The 15,999-nt window shown below is 70.7% G+C and carries 12 protein-coding genes, 1 pseudogene and 1 riboswitch; of the genes and pseudogenes, 4 read left to right on the top strand and 9 right to left on the bottom strand.

Annotated elements, in window-relative coordinates; all coding sequences use genetic code 11:
- The 7 genes and pseudogenes from thiS to AB0K52_RS01155 form a co-directional block, all read right to left on the bottom strand.
- Positions 1-192 (bottom strand): sulfur carrier protein ThiS, encoded by a 192-nt coding sequence (gene thiS, locus AB0K52_RS01185; RefSeq protein WP_208495361.1) that lies wholly within the window; start codon positions 190-192, stop codon positions 1-3.
- Positions 189-2,009: an FAD-dependent oxidoreductase gene (locus AB0K52_RS01180; RefSeq protein ID WP_363524405.1), complete on the bottom strand. Its 1,821-nt coding sequence runs from the start codon at positions 2,007-2,009 to the stop codon at positions 189-191. Before AB0K52_RS01180 ends, thiS begins: the two co-directional genes overlap by 4 nt.
- A gap of 200 nt (positions 2,010-2,209) precedes the next feature.
- Positions 2,210-2,827 (bottom strand): annotated as a pseudogene (gene thiE / locus AB0K52_RS01175) (thiamine phosphate synthase); the annotation flags it as partial.
- Positions 2,818-2,928: riboswitch (TPP riboswitch) on the bottom strand. Its footprint overlaps the pseudogene before it by 10 nt.
- A 92-nt stretch (positions 2,929-3,020) precedes the next feature.
- Positions 3,021-4,310 carry a family 1 glycosylhydrolase gene (locus AB0K52_RS01170; RefSeq protein ID WP_363524402.1) on the bottom strand — a complete coding sequence of 430 codons (1,290 nt, stop codon included), beginning with the start codon at positions 4,308-4,310 and terminating at the stop codon, positions 3,021-3,023.
- Positions 4,307-5,152, bottom strand: a complete 846-nt coding sequence (locus AB0K52_RS01165) for a carbohydrate ABC transporter permease (RefSeq protein WP_363524399.1) — start codon at positions 5,150-5,152, stop codon at positions 4,307-4,309. Before AB0K52_RS01165 ends, AB0K52_RS01170 begins: the two co-directional genes overlap by 4 nt.
- Positions 5,149-6,099 (bottom strand): sugar ABC transporter permease, encoded by a 951-nt coding sequence (locus AB0K52_RS01160; protein ID WP_363524397.1) that lies wholly within the window; start codon positions 6,097-6,099, stop codon positions 5,149-5,151. The genes AB0K52_RS01165 and AB0K52_RS01160 overlap by 4 nt, the downstream gene beginning before the upstream one ends.
- A gap of 78 nt (positions 6,100-6,177) precedes the next feature.
- On the bottom strand, positions 6,178-7,434 hold the full coding sequence (locus AB0K52_RS01155) for an extracellular solute-binding protein (RefSeq protein ID WP_363524394.1): 1,257 nt from the start codon (positions 7,432-7,434) through the stop codon (positions 6,178-6,180).
- Positions 7,435-7,709: 275 nt separating this feature from the next.
- On the opposite strand from AB0K52_RS01155, the gene AB0K52_RS01150 reads away from it, so the two are divergent.
- Positions 7,710-9,809 (top strand): RICIN domain-containing protein, encoded by a 2,100-nt coding sequence (locus tag AB0K52_RS01150; RefSeq protein ID WP_363524391.1) that lies wholly within the window; start codon positions 7,710-7,712, stop codon positions 9,807-9,809.
- Between the two features lie 176 nt (positions 9,810-9,985).
- Here AB0K52_RS01150 and AB0K52_RS01145 read toward each other — a convergent pair whose 3' ends face one another.
- Positions 9,986-10,999 (bottom strand): LacI family DNA-binding transcriptional regulator, encoded by a 1,014-nt coding sequence (locus AB0K52_RS01145; RefSeq protein WP_363524388.1) that lies wholly within the window; start codon positions 10,997-10,999, stop codon positions 9,986-9,988.
- Positions 11,000-11,164: 165 nt separating this feature from the next.
- On the opposite strand from AB0K52_RS01145, the gene AB0K52_RS01140 reads away from it, so the two are divergent.
- Entirely contained in the window at positions 11,165-12,634 is a 1,470-nt protein-coding gene (locus AB0K52_RS01140; protein ID WP_363524385.1) for a family 43 glycosylhydrolase, read from the top strand.
- Positions 12,635-12,682: 48 nt separating this feature from the next.
- On the opposite strand, the gene AB0K52_RS01135 is transcribed toward AB0K52_RS01140, so the two are convergent.
- Positions 12,683-13,300, bottom strand: a complete 618-nt coding sequence (locus AB0K52_RS01135; protein WP_363524383.1) for a methyltransferase — start codon at positions 13,298-13,300, stop codon at positions 12,683-12,685.
- Between the two features lie 202 nt (positions 13,301-13,502).
- On the opposite strand from AB0K52_RS01135, the gene AB0K52_RS01130 reads away from it, so the two are divergent.
- On the top strand, positions 13,503-14,495 hold the full coding sequence (locus AB0K52_RS01130; protein ID WP_363524380.1) for a hypothetical protein: 993 nt from the start codon (positions 13,503-13,505) through the stop codon (positions 14,493-14,495).
- A gap of 458 nt (positions 14,496-14,953) precedes the next feature.
- Entirely contained in the window at positions 14,954-15,982 is a 1,029-nt protein-coding gene (locus tag AB0K52_RS01125) for a proprotein convertase P-domain-containing protein (RefSeq protein ID WP_363524378.1), read from the top strand.
- The last annotated feature ends 17 nt before the right edge of the window (positions 15,983-15,999 follow it).

Here is a 15,999-nt window from a genome sequence, read left to right as displayed (position 1 = left end):
TCAGCCTCCTTGAGTCGCGGTGAGCACTTCGACGGCGTCTCCGTCGGCGAGCGGCCGGTCCCATTCCGACCGCGGCACGACTTCCCCGTTCAGGGCGACGGCAATGCCGCGCCGCGCGCTGGTGACGGCCGCAACGGCGTCAGTGATGGTGGCGATGCCTTCGCGCGCTTCGCCATTGACTTCGATGCTCATGAGTCGGCCTCCTGAGTGGAAATGTCATCGGTCACTGCGAGCCCGCGCTCGAGCCTGGAGCCCCCGGCAGTGTCAGACCTCGCGGGCACCATGGATTCAGGGGCGCTCGCCAATCGCGACCCAGAGGGACGACCCGCGCCCTCGAACCGCGCGGACAGGTCACTGCCCGACCCGGACCCCGGAGCCCCGGCCGTGTCAGACCCCGAAGGCACCATGGAATCGGGGGCGCTCGCCAATCGCGACCCAGACGGCCGGCGCACGCCCTCGAACCGCGCAGCCAGGCCACGGTCCGACCCGGGCTCGCGAGCCTCGGCGGTGTCAGACCCCTCGGGCACCATGGAATCGGGGGCGCTCGCCAATCGCGACCCGGAGGGCCGGCCCGCGCCCTCCAACGGAATCGGCGCGTCCTCGCCGCTGCCATGCTCAGGGCCGGATGCCCCGACGGTGTCGGACCCTTCTGCCATCCTGGATTCGGGGGCGCTCGCGAATCGCGACCCTGAGGGACGGCCCCCGCCCTCGAACCGCCGCGGGTCGAAGGCCGCCGGGACCGCTTGCTCATCCCCGGCGAGCAGTGCGGCGACCGCGCTGGCCGTGGCCGGGATCAGTGCGATGCCGTTGCGGTAGTGGCCGGTCGCGGCGATCGTGCGGGCGTCAAGGCGGCCGATGAGCGGCAGGTTGTCAGGGGTGCCGGGCCGGAATCCGACGCTCACTTCGTCGAGGTGGTATTCCGCGATCTCGGGCACGAGCTCGATCGCCCGCCGCAGCAGATCGTGCACGACACCGGCGGTGCCGGTGCGCCGGTCGAACCCGCGCTCGTCGCTCGACGCGCCCACCACGACCTCCCCGCTCTCGCGGGTCACGATGTAGATCGGGTGGCCTTTCACGAAGCCGCGCACGGTAGTCCGCGGCAGCGGCTGGCCGCCGACCGCCCGCAGCCGCAACACGGCCCCGCGCACCGGCCGCACAGGCAGCGACCACCCGATATCGGGATCGCCGGAACCGCCGACGCGCGCCGCAGCAGCCACCGGGTTCCGGCCGCGCGCCTCAGCGACGGTTCCGCGGTCGCTGCGCTCCGCGGTTCTCGAGTGCTCGCCGCCTGCTTCGGAGAAGGCGCCGCTCGCGATCGCGGCGCGCGACTCGAGCTCAGCGCCGCTCACGCGAGTGCCTCGCCCGGGGGTACCTGTGTCACCGGGTTCGGTGCCCGCAAGAGCACTCGCGCCTGCACCGGAGAAGTTCGCCGACCCGCATCCGGCCGCGATGACCACTTGGTCGGCGTCGAGCGCGACGAGGTCTCCAACCGACTCGGCCCGCAGTTCGACGCCGGCGCGCTGGGCCGCGATCAGCAGTGCGTCATGCACTGCCCGCGGATCGACCGCGCGGTCCTCCGGCGCGAGCACGCCGCCGCGCACCCTGTGGCTGAGCAGCGGCTCGACCTTGCGGGCGGCGCGCGCGGTGAGCGGTTCGACGTTCCTTGCGGTGAAGCGGTAGAGCTCGGTCTGGCGGTCGACTTCGGCGCGGTCGCCGTCCTCGACGCCGACCACGAGCGTCGGCACGTCGCGGAAACCGACATCGAGGCCGGAGGCCGCTTCGAGTTCGCGCGCGAAGCCGGGCCAGGCGTCGGCCGAGGCGGCCATGAACGGGCCGAGGGCTTCCTCGCCGTAGTGGGATTCGGTGACGGGCGCGATCATGCCCGCGGCCACGCGCGAGGCACCCGAGCCAGGGTCGGGGTCGTACACGACGACCTCGGCGCCGGACTGGGCGGCCCGCCACGCGACGGCGAGCCCGATCGAGCCGGCGCCGACGATGGCGATGCGCATCAGGCTTCGCCCGCCCCTCGCGGGGAGCCGGCATCGGGCGAGATCGAGCCTTTGAGCCGATCGTGCGCCCGGCTCGCGGTGTTCGGCTGCGTGCCGGTCGCGAAGGCGCCCTGGGCACGCCGCTCGCCTGTGACCGGGCCGTGGCGGTCCGGTTCCCCGGCAGCGTCGCTTCGGCCGCGAGAGGTTGTCGCGCTCTCCCCCACGGCTGCAAGGAGTTCCGCCGTGGCCTCCTGCGGGTCCGCGGCACCCGACACCGCGCCGACGACCGCCACGCCATGAGCTCCGGCCTCGCGGCACCGCTTCGCCCGTTCGGCCGTGATGCCGCCGATCGCGATCACCGGCAGGTCGACCGCCTCGCACACCGCGGCCAGGCCTTCGAGCCCGATCGGTTGCGGCAGACCGGTCTTGGTCGTCGTGCCCCAGACCGGGCCGACGCCGAGATACGTCGCCCCGGCGCGGCGGGCCGCGCGCGCCGACTCGGGGTCGCGGGCGGTGCCGCCGATGATGGAGGCGGCGGGGAGGATGCGGCGGGCGGCGTCGATAGGGAGGTCGTCCGCGCCGAGGTGGACGCCGTCGGCGCCGATCGCTTCGGCGATGTGTACGCGATCGTTGACCAGGCACCACGCGCCGTACTGGGCGCAGAGCGCGGCGATCGCGGTGGCGAGGTCGAACGCGGCCCGGTCGGTGTAGTGGTCCTCGGGACGCACCTGGACGAGCTTCGCCCCGGCCGCCAGTGCCGCCTCGACGGCGGCGAGCGGCGCGAAGGTCTCGCGGGTGTCGGTGATGACGTGAAGCCGGGGTAGACGAGTAGCGCGCATAGCTCCTTCTCCCTGCGCCAGCATGATCTGGATCAGGTTCGACGGTCGGGACTACTCAGTCCCCTCTCAGCCCGATGCATCGGACTCCCGTGGGTGGTTATTCGTTTGCGGCCGCTACGCTACGTCATCGCGAGCGGCCCTCGCAAGTGCGGTGTCAGGAAGTGGACACCGTCCGTCCGGCCCGCCGGGCCGGTCACCCGCCGAGCGCGTGGCGCCGGAAGCGGTCGACGATCTCGGTGCGGACCCGCTCGAGGCCGGTCGCGGTCTCCTCGAGCCGCCACAGCCCCATGGTGAGCCGGTGCGCCTCGCGCGGCAGCTCGGAATGGCGGTAGGTCCACTCGTACATGTCGAACAGGGGCCACCACGTGTATCCGATGACCGGGACGCCGGCGGCGCGCAGGTCGTGCAGGGCCGCAACGGATTCGTCGAGCCAGTCGATGCGTTCTTTGACCGAGCCGGTCACGCACGTCTCGGTGAGCATCACGGGCGCCCCGTACCGGGCGTGGGCCTCGCGGATGAGCTCGTTCATGCCGGCGACGCCGTCGTCGCGGGTCGGGCGGGGGTCGCGGAAGCCGCCGCCGTGGAAGACCCCGGCTTCGAAGACCTCGGTGGAGTGTCGCGGGTAGTAGTTGACGCCCATGACGTCCGGGTGCACGGGCGCTTCGGTGAACCACGCGAAGTCGTCGTCGCCGAACCCGTTGGCGCGCAGGTGGGGCGCAAGTGGATGGTCGGCGCCGACGCGGCCGGTGACGAGGTCTTCGACGAGGAAGACCTGCTCTTTGAGGCGGGCGGCGTGGTCGCGGTGCTCGGGGGCGTCGATGTCGCCGACGTAGCGCATGCCGGCGTCGACGTGGACGAAGACGGCGCGGTCGCCGAGGACGTCGGCCATGGCGCGCTGGGCGAGCACGAAGCCGCGCGCGAGCTGCCCGGCCATGGTCGTGAGTCCCTGCGGCCCTGAGAGGTAGGGGGGCCAGTAGGCGTATTCGCCGGAGAACAGGGCGTGGATCATGGGCTCGTTGACCGGCGTGTAGTCGGCGACGCCGAGGTGCGCGTAGCGTTCCGCGACGGCCGCTGAGTATTCGGCGACGAGCTTCGGGTAGTCGGGGTTGGCGAACTGGTTCTCGAGCCACAGTGGCGTGCCGTAGTGCATGAGGTCCACAATGGGCCGCAGGTGCAGTTCGGCGTACCGGTCCATGACGCGGTCGACCCAGGACCAGTCCCAGCGGCCGGGTTCGGGCTGGACGCGGTGCCAGGGGACCCCCCAGCGCACCAGTTCGGCGCCGGCCTCGACGGCGAGGCCGAGGTCGTCGTGCCACCGCCCGTAGTGCTCGGTGAGCTCGTACTCGTCGATCGGCCGCTCGCCCGGTCCGGCTTGGGGCACGAAGGTGTCCTCGACACCTACGGCGAAGTGGAAGCCGCCGTCGCTGTGCCATTGTGCGGCGCCGCGAGCGTCGCCGAGGGGCCCAGTGGGTGAACCGGTCATTTGAGTCCTGTCGTTGCGATGTTCTCGATGAAGCGCCGCTGGATGAAGAGGAACGCGATGACGAGCGGGAGGATCGCGATGAGCGAGCCGGCCATCATCACGCCGTGGGGCACGATGCCGCTGGGCCCGGTGAGCTGCGTCAGGCCGGAGGTGATCGTGCCCATCTCGGCGTCGGTGGTGAACACCAGCGGCCACAGCAGGTCGTTCCAGTTGTTGACGAAGGTGAAGAGCCCCAGGGTGAGCAGGGCGGGGACGGCGTTGGGGAGCACCACGGAGCGGAAGATCCGGAACTCCCCCGCGCCGTCGATGCGCGCGGCCTGGTCGATGTCGCGGGGGAGCGCGAGGAAGAACTGGCGCAGGAAGAAGATCCCGAAGGCGTCGGCGGCGCGCGGCGCGATGAGCCCGGTGTACGTGTTGACCCAGCCGAGGTCGGCCACGAGCTGGTAGAGCGGGATCAGCGTGGCCTGGAAGGGGATCATCAGCGTCGCGATGATGGCGACGAGGAGGACCTTCCGGCCGGTGAAGTCCAAGCGCGCCAAGGCGTACGCGGCGAGCGAGTCGAAGACGAGCGCGAAGAGCGTGACACCGCCGGCGAAGACGAAGCTGTTGCCCACGAGCCGCGCGAACGGCAGCTCGGAGGTGACCGTCTGGAGGTTCGCGAGCGTCCAGTCGTCCGGGAGCAGGCTCGGCGGGTAGGCGTTGACCTCGGCCGCGGGTTTGAACGCGGTGAGCACGATGATCGCGATCGGCAGCAGCACGACGGCGGTGACGCCGACGAACGCGAGCGTCGCGAGCACAGTGGAGGGCTTGAGGTCGCGCAGGGAGCGGCGGGCGGTGCTCATGCCAGGTCCTTTTCTTTGCGGCCGAAGAACACGAACTGCACGAGGCTCAGCACGAGCGTCGCCGCGAGCAGCACATAGGACAGCGCTGACGCGAAGCCGATGTCGAGCTTGCGGAAACCGGACTCGTAGATCTCCATGACGAGGGTCTGCGTGCTGCCGTAGGGGCCGCCGCCGGTCATGACGTAGATCTGGTCGAAGGCCTGGAGGGCGGCGATCATCGCGAAGATGAGCACGAACGCCATCGTGTTGGACAGCAGCGGGAGGGTGACGTTGCGCAGGCGCGAGAAGGCGCCGGCGCCGTCCATGCGGGCGGCCTCGTAGATCGAGGGCGGGATGTCCTGCAGGCCCGCCAGGAAGATCACGAAGTAGAAGCCGAAGAGCTTCCAGACGGCGACGAGCACGACCATCGGCATGGCCAGGGTCGGGTCCTCGAGGACGTTGCCGATCTGGATGCCGAACCCGCGCAGCCAGTAGTTGAGGAGCCCCACCTGCGGGTCCACGAGGTAGCTCCAGGCGAAGGCCGCCACGGAGAACGAGACCACGAACGGCACGAACAGGGCGGTGCGGAAGAAGCCGCGGAAGGGCAGGCGCGGGTTGTTGAGCAGCAGCGCCAGCCCGAGCGCGGCGACGACCGCGAGCGGGGTGAACAGCACGGTGTAGAGCGCGGTGTTCGTGACGGCGTTGAGGATGTCGGGGTCGGTGAAGACGCCGATGTAGTTCTCCAGGCCCACGAACTCGGGCTCGCCGAAGCCGCTGGCGTCCGTGAAGGACAGCCGCAGGGCCGAGAGCATCGGCCAGACGGTGAACGCGCCCAGGATGATCAGGGCCGGGGCGAGGAACGCGAAGGCGGTGGCGCCGCGGCGCAGCGGGCTCTCGGTCGCGCGGCGGCGCCCGCCCAGCGGCGCTGGCGGCCGGTACCGGTGTCGCGTCGGTCGTGCGGTGGTCATGGTCTCCTTCACTCCCCTTGGGACGGCGGGGACGCCGAGGGGCGGCGTCCCCGCCGGTCTGTCCGGATAGGACCGGTGCTAGCCGAGCGCGTTCTGGATGGTGCCCTGCGCCTCGGCGAGCAGGCCGGCGATGTCCTCGCCCGCGATGGCGCGCTGGGTCAGCTCGTCCACGGCGGCGAGCACGTCGACGCTGTTGACGACGCCGGGGAGCAGCGGGCGCCCGAGGTCGGCGATCTCGGTGAGCGAGGCGACGACCGGGTTGGAGTTGACGGCCTCGGCCGGGACGTCGGTGCGCAGGGGCGGCCAGCCGGAGCCGAGAGACCAGGCGGCGGCGTTCTCGTCGTTGAGGAAGAACGCGAAGAACTTCTCGGCGGCGGCGCGGGCGTTGTCGTCCGCGTCGACCGTGACGGCCATCGAGACGCCGATGGCGGAGGCGGCCTGGGCGGCGGGACCGGCCGGGATCGGCGCGATCGCGCAGTCGATGCCGTTCTCGGCGGCGATCGAGGCCATCCACGGGCCGCCGATGGTCATGGCGGCCTTGCCCGCGCCGAACAGCTCGTCGGCGCCGACGCCGTCGATGCCGGTGGGCGAGATCTTGTCGTCCACGATGGCCTTGCGCCAGTACTCGAGGGTCGCGGCGTTCTCGGGCGAGTCGATGACCGCGTCCACCTCCTCCTTGACGATGTCGCCGCCGTTGCCGTAGAACAGCGAGGGCCACAGGCCGTTCGCGACGGTGGCGTGGTCGGGCAGGACCACCCCGTACTGCTCGGGGGTGCCGTCGCCGTCCTCGTCGATCGTGAGCCGCTTGGCGGCGGCGACCCACTCGTCCCAGGTGCCCGGGAAGTCGGTCACGCCGCCGGCCTCGAAGAGCGCGGTGTTGTAGTAGACCGCCAGCGGCACGAAGCCGGTCGGGACGCCGTACTTGGTGCCCTCGACCTCGATCATCGAGACCGCGCCCGGGATGAGGTTCGCCGTGTTCGAGGAGTCGTCGGCGTAGAAGCCGGTGAGCTCGGCGAACGCGCCCTTGTCGGCGTAGACCGGCAGGCGCTCGGCCGGCATGGCGACGATGTCGGGGCCCTCGCCGGCGGACAGCGCCGTCAGGAGGGTGTCGTCGATGCTGGCCCAGGTCTTGACCTCGGTGTTGATCGTGATGTCGCTCTGCGAGGCGTTGAAGTCGTCGACGATGCCCTGGAGCACGTCGCCGTCGGCCTCGGTGTAGCCGTGCCAGAAGGTCAGGGTCGCCGGGCCGCCGGTCTCGCCGTTCGAGCACGCGGAGCCGAGGAGCGCCAGCGCGGCGCCGCCGGCGCCGCCCAAGAGGACCGTCTTGCGTTTCATGTTCAGTTCCCTCCCAACGCGACTGCGCTGTCTGATGAGTGGTGTGCATTCCTACAACGTCGAGGGGGTCCTGTACTGGGGAACCGTCTTGTACAACGTTGTAAGTCTGGGAATCGTACGCACGCCCCGCCGCGCCTGTCAACGCGACCCCCCGTTCGTTTCCACTTCGTTTCCAATCCGTGATCAGATCCGTGAGCAGGGGCTTGACCAGCGGGCATTGATGGTCTTACGATGTCCCGCACGCATGATACAACGTTGTAAAGATTGGGAGTCCCATGCGAAGCCCTCAACTCCTCGGCCTCAAGCGCGGCGGCGCGATATTCGCCGCCGCGGCCTTCCTCCTCACCGTGGTCGCCGCCTCGATCGGCTGGGCTCCCGCCCCCGCCGCGGCGGTGACCACCGGCAACGGCGCGCTCGTCTACGCGCCCGCCGCCGGCTCCTCGTTCAACCCCGAAGGCGGCGCCCCCGCCGGGACCACCTACGCCAAGATCATCGTGCTGAAGAACAGCGGCGCCTCGAACGGCACGCAGCTGGTCACCTTCGACCAGCTCGTGCTCCAGAACGGCGTGCAGGTCTATCCGATCTACCGCAGCACCAACGACGGCGCGAGCTGGACCAAGGTCGCCGACGTCAACCCGAGCGCGACCTTCCCGGCCTTCACCCGCACCGCCCAGCCGTTCCTCTACGAGGTCACCCAGACCACCGGCGACCTCACCGCGGGCACCATCCTCCTCGCGGGCATGATCATGCCCGAGGACCGATCGGTCAGCCGCCTCGTGGTGTACAAGAGCACCAACCAGGGCACCAGCTGGAGCTACCTGAGCACCATCGACACCGGCGGTCCGGCCGTCTACGACCCGACGCCCTCCTCGACCACCACCACCGTGTGGGAGCCCTCGCTCGCGATCGACGGCAACGGCGGCCTCGCCGCGTACTTCTCCGACGAGCGCCAGAAGGCGAACGGGGTCCTCCAGGCGGTGTCCTACCGCCGCTCGACCGACGGCGGCAAGACCTGGGGCTCGCTGGTCAACGTCTCGGCGCCGACCAACCAGAGCGACCGCCCCGGCATGATCACCGTGACCAAGCTCCCCGACGGCCGCTACATGGCGACCTTCGAGGTCGTCAACCGCCCCAGCCAGTCCCAGAACACCGCGCCGGTCTACTACAAGATCTCGGCCGACGGCCTCAACTGGGGCACGACCACCAGCATCGGCACGCAGATCAAGCTCGCGAACGGCCGCAGCATCGGCTCCTCGCCGTACGTCAAGTGGGTGCCCACCGGCGGCCCCAAGGGCATGGTCGTGGTGGCCTCGAAGTGGTCGCTCGACGGCAGCGGCAACATCGACGGCGGCCAGAACTTCTACGTCAACTACAACCTCGGTGAAGGCCCGTGGGAGCGGCTGCCGATGGCGGTCACCTACGACGCCAGCGACACCCAGGGCGGCAGCTTCTCCGGCTTCGCGCAGGGCATCGACTACAGCGCCGACGGCCGGACCCTCTATCAGGCCGTGAACGTCGAGAACACCGTCTCGGACCTCAACGACATCCGCGTGGGCTCGATCCCGCTCGACGCCCAGCAGTACGAGGCGGAGAACGCGACCCTCAACGACGTCTCGACCGTCGCGCATGTGCAGGCCGCCAACGGCTCCAAGGTCGGCAACATCAACAACGCCGGCAGCTACGTCCAGTTCACCGTGAACGTGCCGACCGCCGGGACCTACACGATGAACGTCCGGTACGACAACGGCTTCGGCTCGACCGCGACCCACTCGGTGAGCGTCAACGGCGGCGGCGGCTCGTCCATCAGCTACCCGGCCACTGTGGACTGGGGTCGATACGCGTGGGCGCAGAAGACGGTCACGCTCAACGCCGGCACCAACACGATCCGCTTCACCAAGGGCACCAACTTCGCCGAGCTCGACACGATCCACCTGTACTCGAGCACGGCGCTGGCCCCGGTCTTCCAGCTTCAGAACCGCAACAGCGGCAAGTACCTGGAGATCTTGAGCGCCTTGACGACCGACGGCGCGGCCGCGGGCCAGTGGGGCGACACGAACAACGCGACCCAGCGGTGGACCGTCAGCGGCGGCGCCACCGTGCAGCTGACCAACCGCAACAGCGGCAAGCTCCTCGAGATCCCCTCGGCGCAGACCGCCGACGGGGTGGACGCGGTCCAGTGGGGCCCGACCGGGAGCTCGACGCAGTCGTGGAACGCCGCGACCAGCGGCGGCTGGTGGACGTTCGCGAACGCCAACAGCGGCAAGCTGCTCGAGGTCACGGGCTGCTCCACCGCTGACGGCGCGATCGTGCAGCAGTGGACCGCCAACGGCGCCGCATGCCAGCAGTGGCGGCTCGTGAAAGAGGGCATCCAATAGCAGGCCGACGGGAGCGGCGGGGCACTGCGACCCCGCCGCTCCCGGATGGCGCGGAAACCCGGCTCGCACGGCGACGCAGCGGATCCGCCGCGCGCCCGCGGCTCGGTCGGCGGCCGTCGCTCGGCCCCGCGGCGGCTCCGGCGCTCAAGTCGGCGGGGCCGTGGCGCGCCCGGCCGTCAGCTCCTCGGAGCGGACTCGCGCTCGACGATCGTGAAGTCCGCCAGCTCGGTCCGCGGCGGCTGCTTCGGCCCGGTCTCGGCGATGCGCTCGAGCAGCGTCCCGAGCGCGGTGCGCGCCAGCCACTCCCGGCCGGGGTCCACTGTGGTGAGCGAGGGAATCGAGTAGGCGGCCTCGTCGAGGTCGTCGAAGCCGATCACGGCCACGTCCTCGGGGACGCGGCGGCCGGCCTCCTGGAGCACGCGCATCGCGCCGAGCGCCATCGTGTCGTTGAAGCCGAAGACCGCGTCGAACGGCACGTCGCGGTCGAGCAGCTCGTGCATCGCGCGGGCGCCGTCGGCGCGGTGCCACAGGGTCGCCCGGACCACCAGCGCGGGGTCGTACGGCACGCCGTGCGCGGCCAGCGCCTCGCGGTAGCCGCGCAGGCGGAGCCGGGCCGAGCCCATGACCTCGCCCTCGTGCTCGCCGATGACGGCGATGCGGCGGCGGCCCGAGTCGAGCAGGTACTCGGTGGCGGCGCGGGCGGCCTCGGTGTTGCGCATCGTGACGTGGTCGCAGGGCCAGTCGAAGGTCCGCTCGCCCAGGAGCACCAGGGGGAACGGCACGTCGAGCGCTTCGGCGTCCTCCTGGCCCATGCCGAGGGGGCTGAGGATGAGGCCGTCGGTCATGCTCAGGCGGGGGCTGCGCAGCAGCGCGAGTTCGCGGTCGCGGTCGCCGCCGGTCTGCTCCACGACGACGGTGAGGCCGGACTCCTCGGCGGCGGCGATGACCATACCGGCGAGCTCGGCGAAGTAGCTCAGGTTGAGTTCGGGGACGGCGAGCGCGACGGTGTCGGTGCGGCCGGAGCGCAGGCTCCGGGCGTTCAGGTTCGGCTTGTAGCCGAGCTCGGCGATCGCGCGCTCGACCTTCTCCCTGGTGGCAGGGCGGACGTGCGGGTAGTCGTTGATGACGTTCGAAACGGTCTTGAATGAGACGCCCGCCAGTTTCGCGACATCGCGCAAGGTCGCCGCCATCTGCACCTCCTCTGTCCGCCGAAATTCTACAACGATGCAAAAGGGTCCTGCCGGACCGCTCCCGCGAGACCGCTTCCCGGGGGGAACCGGCGCCTAGTTTATCCGCGCATTTCCATCAACCGATGGGTCGGCCACGGCCGACCGCTCTCACACTCGGAGGCACTGATGTCCACAGCCCTACTGCGGCGGGGCCGCTCGCTGCTGGCGTTCGCCGCGGCGGCCGCCATGGCCGCCCTCGGCCTCGTCGCCGCGACCCCCGCGCCCGCTCAAGGAGCGGTCCCCACCGGCGTCTGGTTCACCATCACCAGCGCCCACTCCCACCTCGCCCTCGACATCGAGGGCGCCTCCACCGCCGCCGGCGCCGAGCTGGTCCAGTGGGGCCGCGACGCCGGCACGAACCAGCAGTTCCGGTTCGTCGACGCGGGGACCGGCTACTACAAGATCCAGGCCCGTCATTCGAACCTCGTGCTCGACGTGTGGGGCTGGAACACCGCCGACGGGGCGACGATCGCCCAGGCGACCGACCAGAACTTCACCAACCAGCAGTGGTCGGTCACCGAGCACTCGGACGGCTCGTTCAGCTTCGTCAACCGCTTCTCGGGCAAGGCCCTCGACCTCTGGGAGTGGTCCACGGTCGAAGGCGGCCGCATCTCGCAGTTCACCTACAACGGCCTGAACGCGCAGAAGTGGTTCCTCAGCGAGGCCGCGAACACCGGTGTCGCCAACCCGATCCGCGCCAACGGGGCCGACCCGTGGATCGAGTACTTCGACGGCTACTACTACATGTCCACCACGACCTGGGACTCCACTGTGGTCATGCGCCGGGCCACGACCCTGGCCGGGCTCAAGACCGCCGCCGACTCCGTGGTCTGGAACGACTCGGGGAACGCGAGCCGCTGCTGCTCGCACTGGGCGCCGGAGTTCCACCGCATCGGCGGCGTCTGGTACCTCATGTACACCTCGGGGAACTCGCAGACGAATTTCGACGGCCAGCGCCTCCACGTGCTCCGCTCGACCTCCTCGACCCCGATGGGGCCGTATGAGTTCATGGGCACGCCGCTGCCGAACCAGTGGAACATCGACGGCTCGTACCTGGAGCTCAACGGCTCGCTGTACCTGCTGTGGTCGGAGTGGGTCGGCGCGAACCAGTCGATCCGGATCGCGCTGATGTCCAACCCGTGGACCGTGACCGGCTCGCAGGTGACCATCGCGACCCCGTCGCTGCCGTGGGAGACGGTGGGCGCCAACGTGAACGAGGCGCCGGTCGTGCTGCAGCACGGCGGGAAGACCTTCATCGTCTTCTCGGCCTCGTCGTGCACCACGGACGACTACAAGCTGGGCCTGCTGACATACGACGGCGGCTCGGTGCTCTCGGCGTCCTCCTGGGACAAGAGCCCGAACCCGGTGCTGTCGCAGGGCAACGGCGTGTTCGGCCCCGGCCACAACGGCTTCTTCACCTCGCCGGACGGCACGCAGCAGTGGATCGTGTACCACGGCAACCCGCAGAGCGGCCAGGGCTGCGGCTCGTTCCGCGAGACCCGGGTGCAGCCGTTCACGTTCAACGCGGACGGGACGCCGAACTTCGGCACGCCCGTGGCGAGCGGGATCGTCCTGAACCCGCCTTCGGGCGAGTGACGGCCGATCCCTGATCGGGGGGCGGCGCGCGCCGGAAGGGGCGCGCCGCTACCGCTCGGTGTGCTCGACCTTGAGGACGCGGTAGCCGTTCGCGCTCGCGTGCTTGTCGACCGCCCAGCCCTGCTCGGCGAGCCAGCGCGCGAGCGAGTCGGCGCCGAGGTGCTTGGAGACGACGAGCCAGGCCACGCCGTCGTCCTTCAGCCGCGGCAGCCAGGTCTGGAGGAGTTCGTGCAGGGCCTCCTTGCCTACCTTGATGGGCGGGTTGGACCAGATCTCGTCGAAGCGCACGTCGGCCGGGACGTCCTCGGGCGCGGCGGCGTGCACGGTGCCGGGGGCCTTCTCGGTGTTGCGGCGGGTGAGGTCGAGGGCGCGGCGGTTGACGTCGACGGCCCAGACCTCGGCGTCGCCGCGCTGGGCGAGCACGGCGCTGATGGGGCCGTAGCCGCAGCCGAGGTCGAGGAAGGTGCCGGCGGTCTCGGGCGGCACGACCTTGTTGAGCAGCACGCTGGTGCCGGGGTCGAGGCGGTTGCCGGAGAAGACGCCGGTGGAGGTGGTCAGCTCGTAGTCGACGCCGTCGAGCGAGAACTCGACGGTGCGCTCGCGGTCCTCGACGGCGGGCTGCTCGCTGAAGTAGTGCTCTGGCTGGTCGGCTGGGCCTTTGGACATGTCCCCCATTGTCGCGCGCCGGGTCGGGCCGGGTCGCCGGGATCGGCCGGTTAGAGACGTGCGCCGTCGCGGCGCCCCGGCGGACTGCGTGACACGCGCCATGCCGCGGGGTGTCACCCGCGGAGATGAACGCCGCTCGCCCCGTCCATCTCCCGGGGGAACGTTTCCCGGTTTCGGCGGTTTCCGGGTCTAAGCTGCCTCCATGGCACATGGCCCGTCACCGTTCGGAGTCCCCCAGGAGACGCAGGCGCACCGGCCTCCGGACGATCCAGGTTTCGATTGGGCGGAGTACGACGAGCGCTCGCAGATGCGCGCGCCCACGGCGCGGCTGAGCCCCGAGGACCGCACGCCGACCGTGCGGCTCGGCGGCCCCGCGCTGCCGCCCGCGCGGCGCTCGCCGGAAGAGGAGATGGAGGCGCACCTGGACCAGATCCAGGCCTCGCGCCCCCTGCGCCGCGCCGCGCAGCGCGCCCGCCGCCGCACGAGGTGGTGGCTCGTCGCGCTCGCGACGGTGAGCGGGCTCGCGGTCGCCGCGGCCTGCGGGGCGGGGGCGTTCATCGTGCTCCGCGAGGGCGAGCCGGACCCGGCCGCGCCGAGTGCGGAGGCCGCGGCCGACCAGCCTTCTACAGTGGACGAGACGGCGGGCGCGCCCGAGGTGGTCGACCCGATCGCCAGCCGCGAGACCGACGCGGACCCGATCTCGGTCGAGGAGCTGTTCGGCGCGAACGCGATCAGCCCCGCGGGCGGGTCCGGCGCGTACGAAGTCCTTGCGACCGAAGCGCTCTCGAAATGCGCCGACGCCGGGCTCGACGAGCTGGCGGAGCTGCTCGAGGACGCGGACTGCACGCAGACGGTGCGCGCGACGCTCATCAACCCCGACGGCGAGTACGCGGCGACGGCAGGGGTGCTCAACCTCGCCGACGCCGAGGAGGCGGACGCCCTGCGCGCCGCGATCGAAGCGGGCCTCGAAGGCGGCTTCGCGGCGCTGCGCACCGACGGCGAGGCCGAGGAGCTGGGCCGGGCCGCGACCATGGTCGGGTACAACACCTACGGGCACTATCTGATGTACGTGGTCATCGGCCGCACCGACGGCGAACCGATCGAAGAGGCCTCGGACCCGGTGCGCGCCATCGTGAGCGACCTCGTCGACGTCTGGTTCGTCGACCAGCTCAACCCGAGGCGCGACGTCCAGTAGCGGCCGGCCCGCGAACGTGAACCGAGGGTCCCGGGCAAAAGGGCGCCCGGGTTCAACCGATGCCATTGCCCCGCAGGGGTAGGGCGTCCGACCGCGACTGCGAACATGAACGGGCGCGTCCCGGCAAATCGGACATTCGCAGGCGCCCCCGATTCGACGATCGCACGCGCCGCCGACACCGGTCGCCGACCCCGCCTCGGCTCGCCTTTCGAACCTCCACGACCGCCCGCGCGTTCACGTGCGGGCGGTCGTCGTTGTGCGGCAAGGGGCTTCGGCGAACGTTCGCCGCCTCGATCCCGACCGGGCCGTGTCGGGAATGTGAACAATCTACTGTGAGTATTGCCATAGCCGATCATCCCATGATTTGATCAATCCAGGCCTGCGACCCGTCCCCGGCAGGCCCGTTCTTCCCCCTGGCCGGCCCCCGGCCTCCCATCGCCTCACCTCAGGAGTCGAACATGCCTTCCTGGACCCTCACCGCCCGCCGGAGCCTCGCCGCGCTCGCCGCGGCAGCGCTGGCCGTCCTCTCGCTCGTCGTCCTCGACGCCGCGCCCGCCGAAGCCGTCCGGCCGCCGGGCATCCCCTCCACCGCCACCGCGCAGAGCGAGCTCAACGCGCTCACCGTCGCCGCCGAGTCCCACGGCTCGACCTACGACCGCGACCTGTTCCCGCACTGGAAGTCCGTAAGCGGCACCGGCAGCTGCACCGCCCGCCAGCACGTCCTCAAGCGCGACGGCCAGAACGTCGTCACCAGCGACGGCTGCCAGCCCACCTCCGGCAACTGGCAGTCCGACTTCGACAACACCTGGACCACCTCGGTCTCCAACGCCACCATCGACCACGTCGTGGCCCTCTCCGAGGCCTGGGCTTCCGGCGCCTGGTCCTGGACGACCGCGCAGCGCCAGGCCTTCGCCAACGACATCAACTCCCCGCAGCTGTGGATCGCCACCACCTCCGCGAACTCCTCCAAGAGCGACTACGACCCCGCCGAGTGGATGCCCGTCAACACCACCGGCCTGCGCTGCGACTACGTCAAGGCCTGGACCCACGTCAAGTACCTCTACAACCTGAGCGTCGACTCGGCCGAGAAGACCGCGATCCAGTCGCACCTCAACACCTACTGCGGCTCCTCCGGCGGCACGCCCACGAACTGCAACGGTGCGAAGACCACCGCCGCCGCGATCCCCGAGGGCTCCCCGCTGAACTCCACGATCGCCCTGTCCTGCACTGGCACCGCGTCGGCCACGAGCTCGGTGACCGTCAGCATCACCCACCCGTACAGCGGCGACATCACCATCGCCCTCATCGCACCTGACGGCACGAGCCGCACCCTCAAGGCCGCCGGCGGCTCGGGCGCGAACATCAACACGACCTACAGCGTCAACCTGTCCACCGAGAACCGTTCGGGCACATGGACGCTGCGGGTCACGGACACCTACTCCGGCGGCTCCAGCGGCACCCTGAACAGCTGGTCGCTCAGCATCTAGCGGCAAGCGCACCAAGG

This window comes from Glycomyces sp. NPDC049804 (assembly GCF_040674615.1).
GTDB lineage: Bacteria > Actinomycetota > Actinomycetes > Mycobacteriales > Micromonosporaceae > Glycomyces > Glycomyces niveus.
This window is presented reverse-complemented; position numbering and strand designations above follow the sequence as displayed.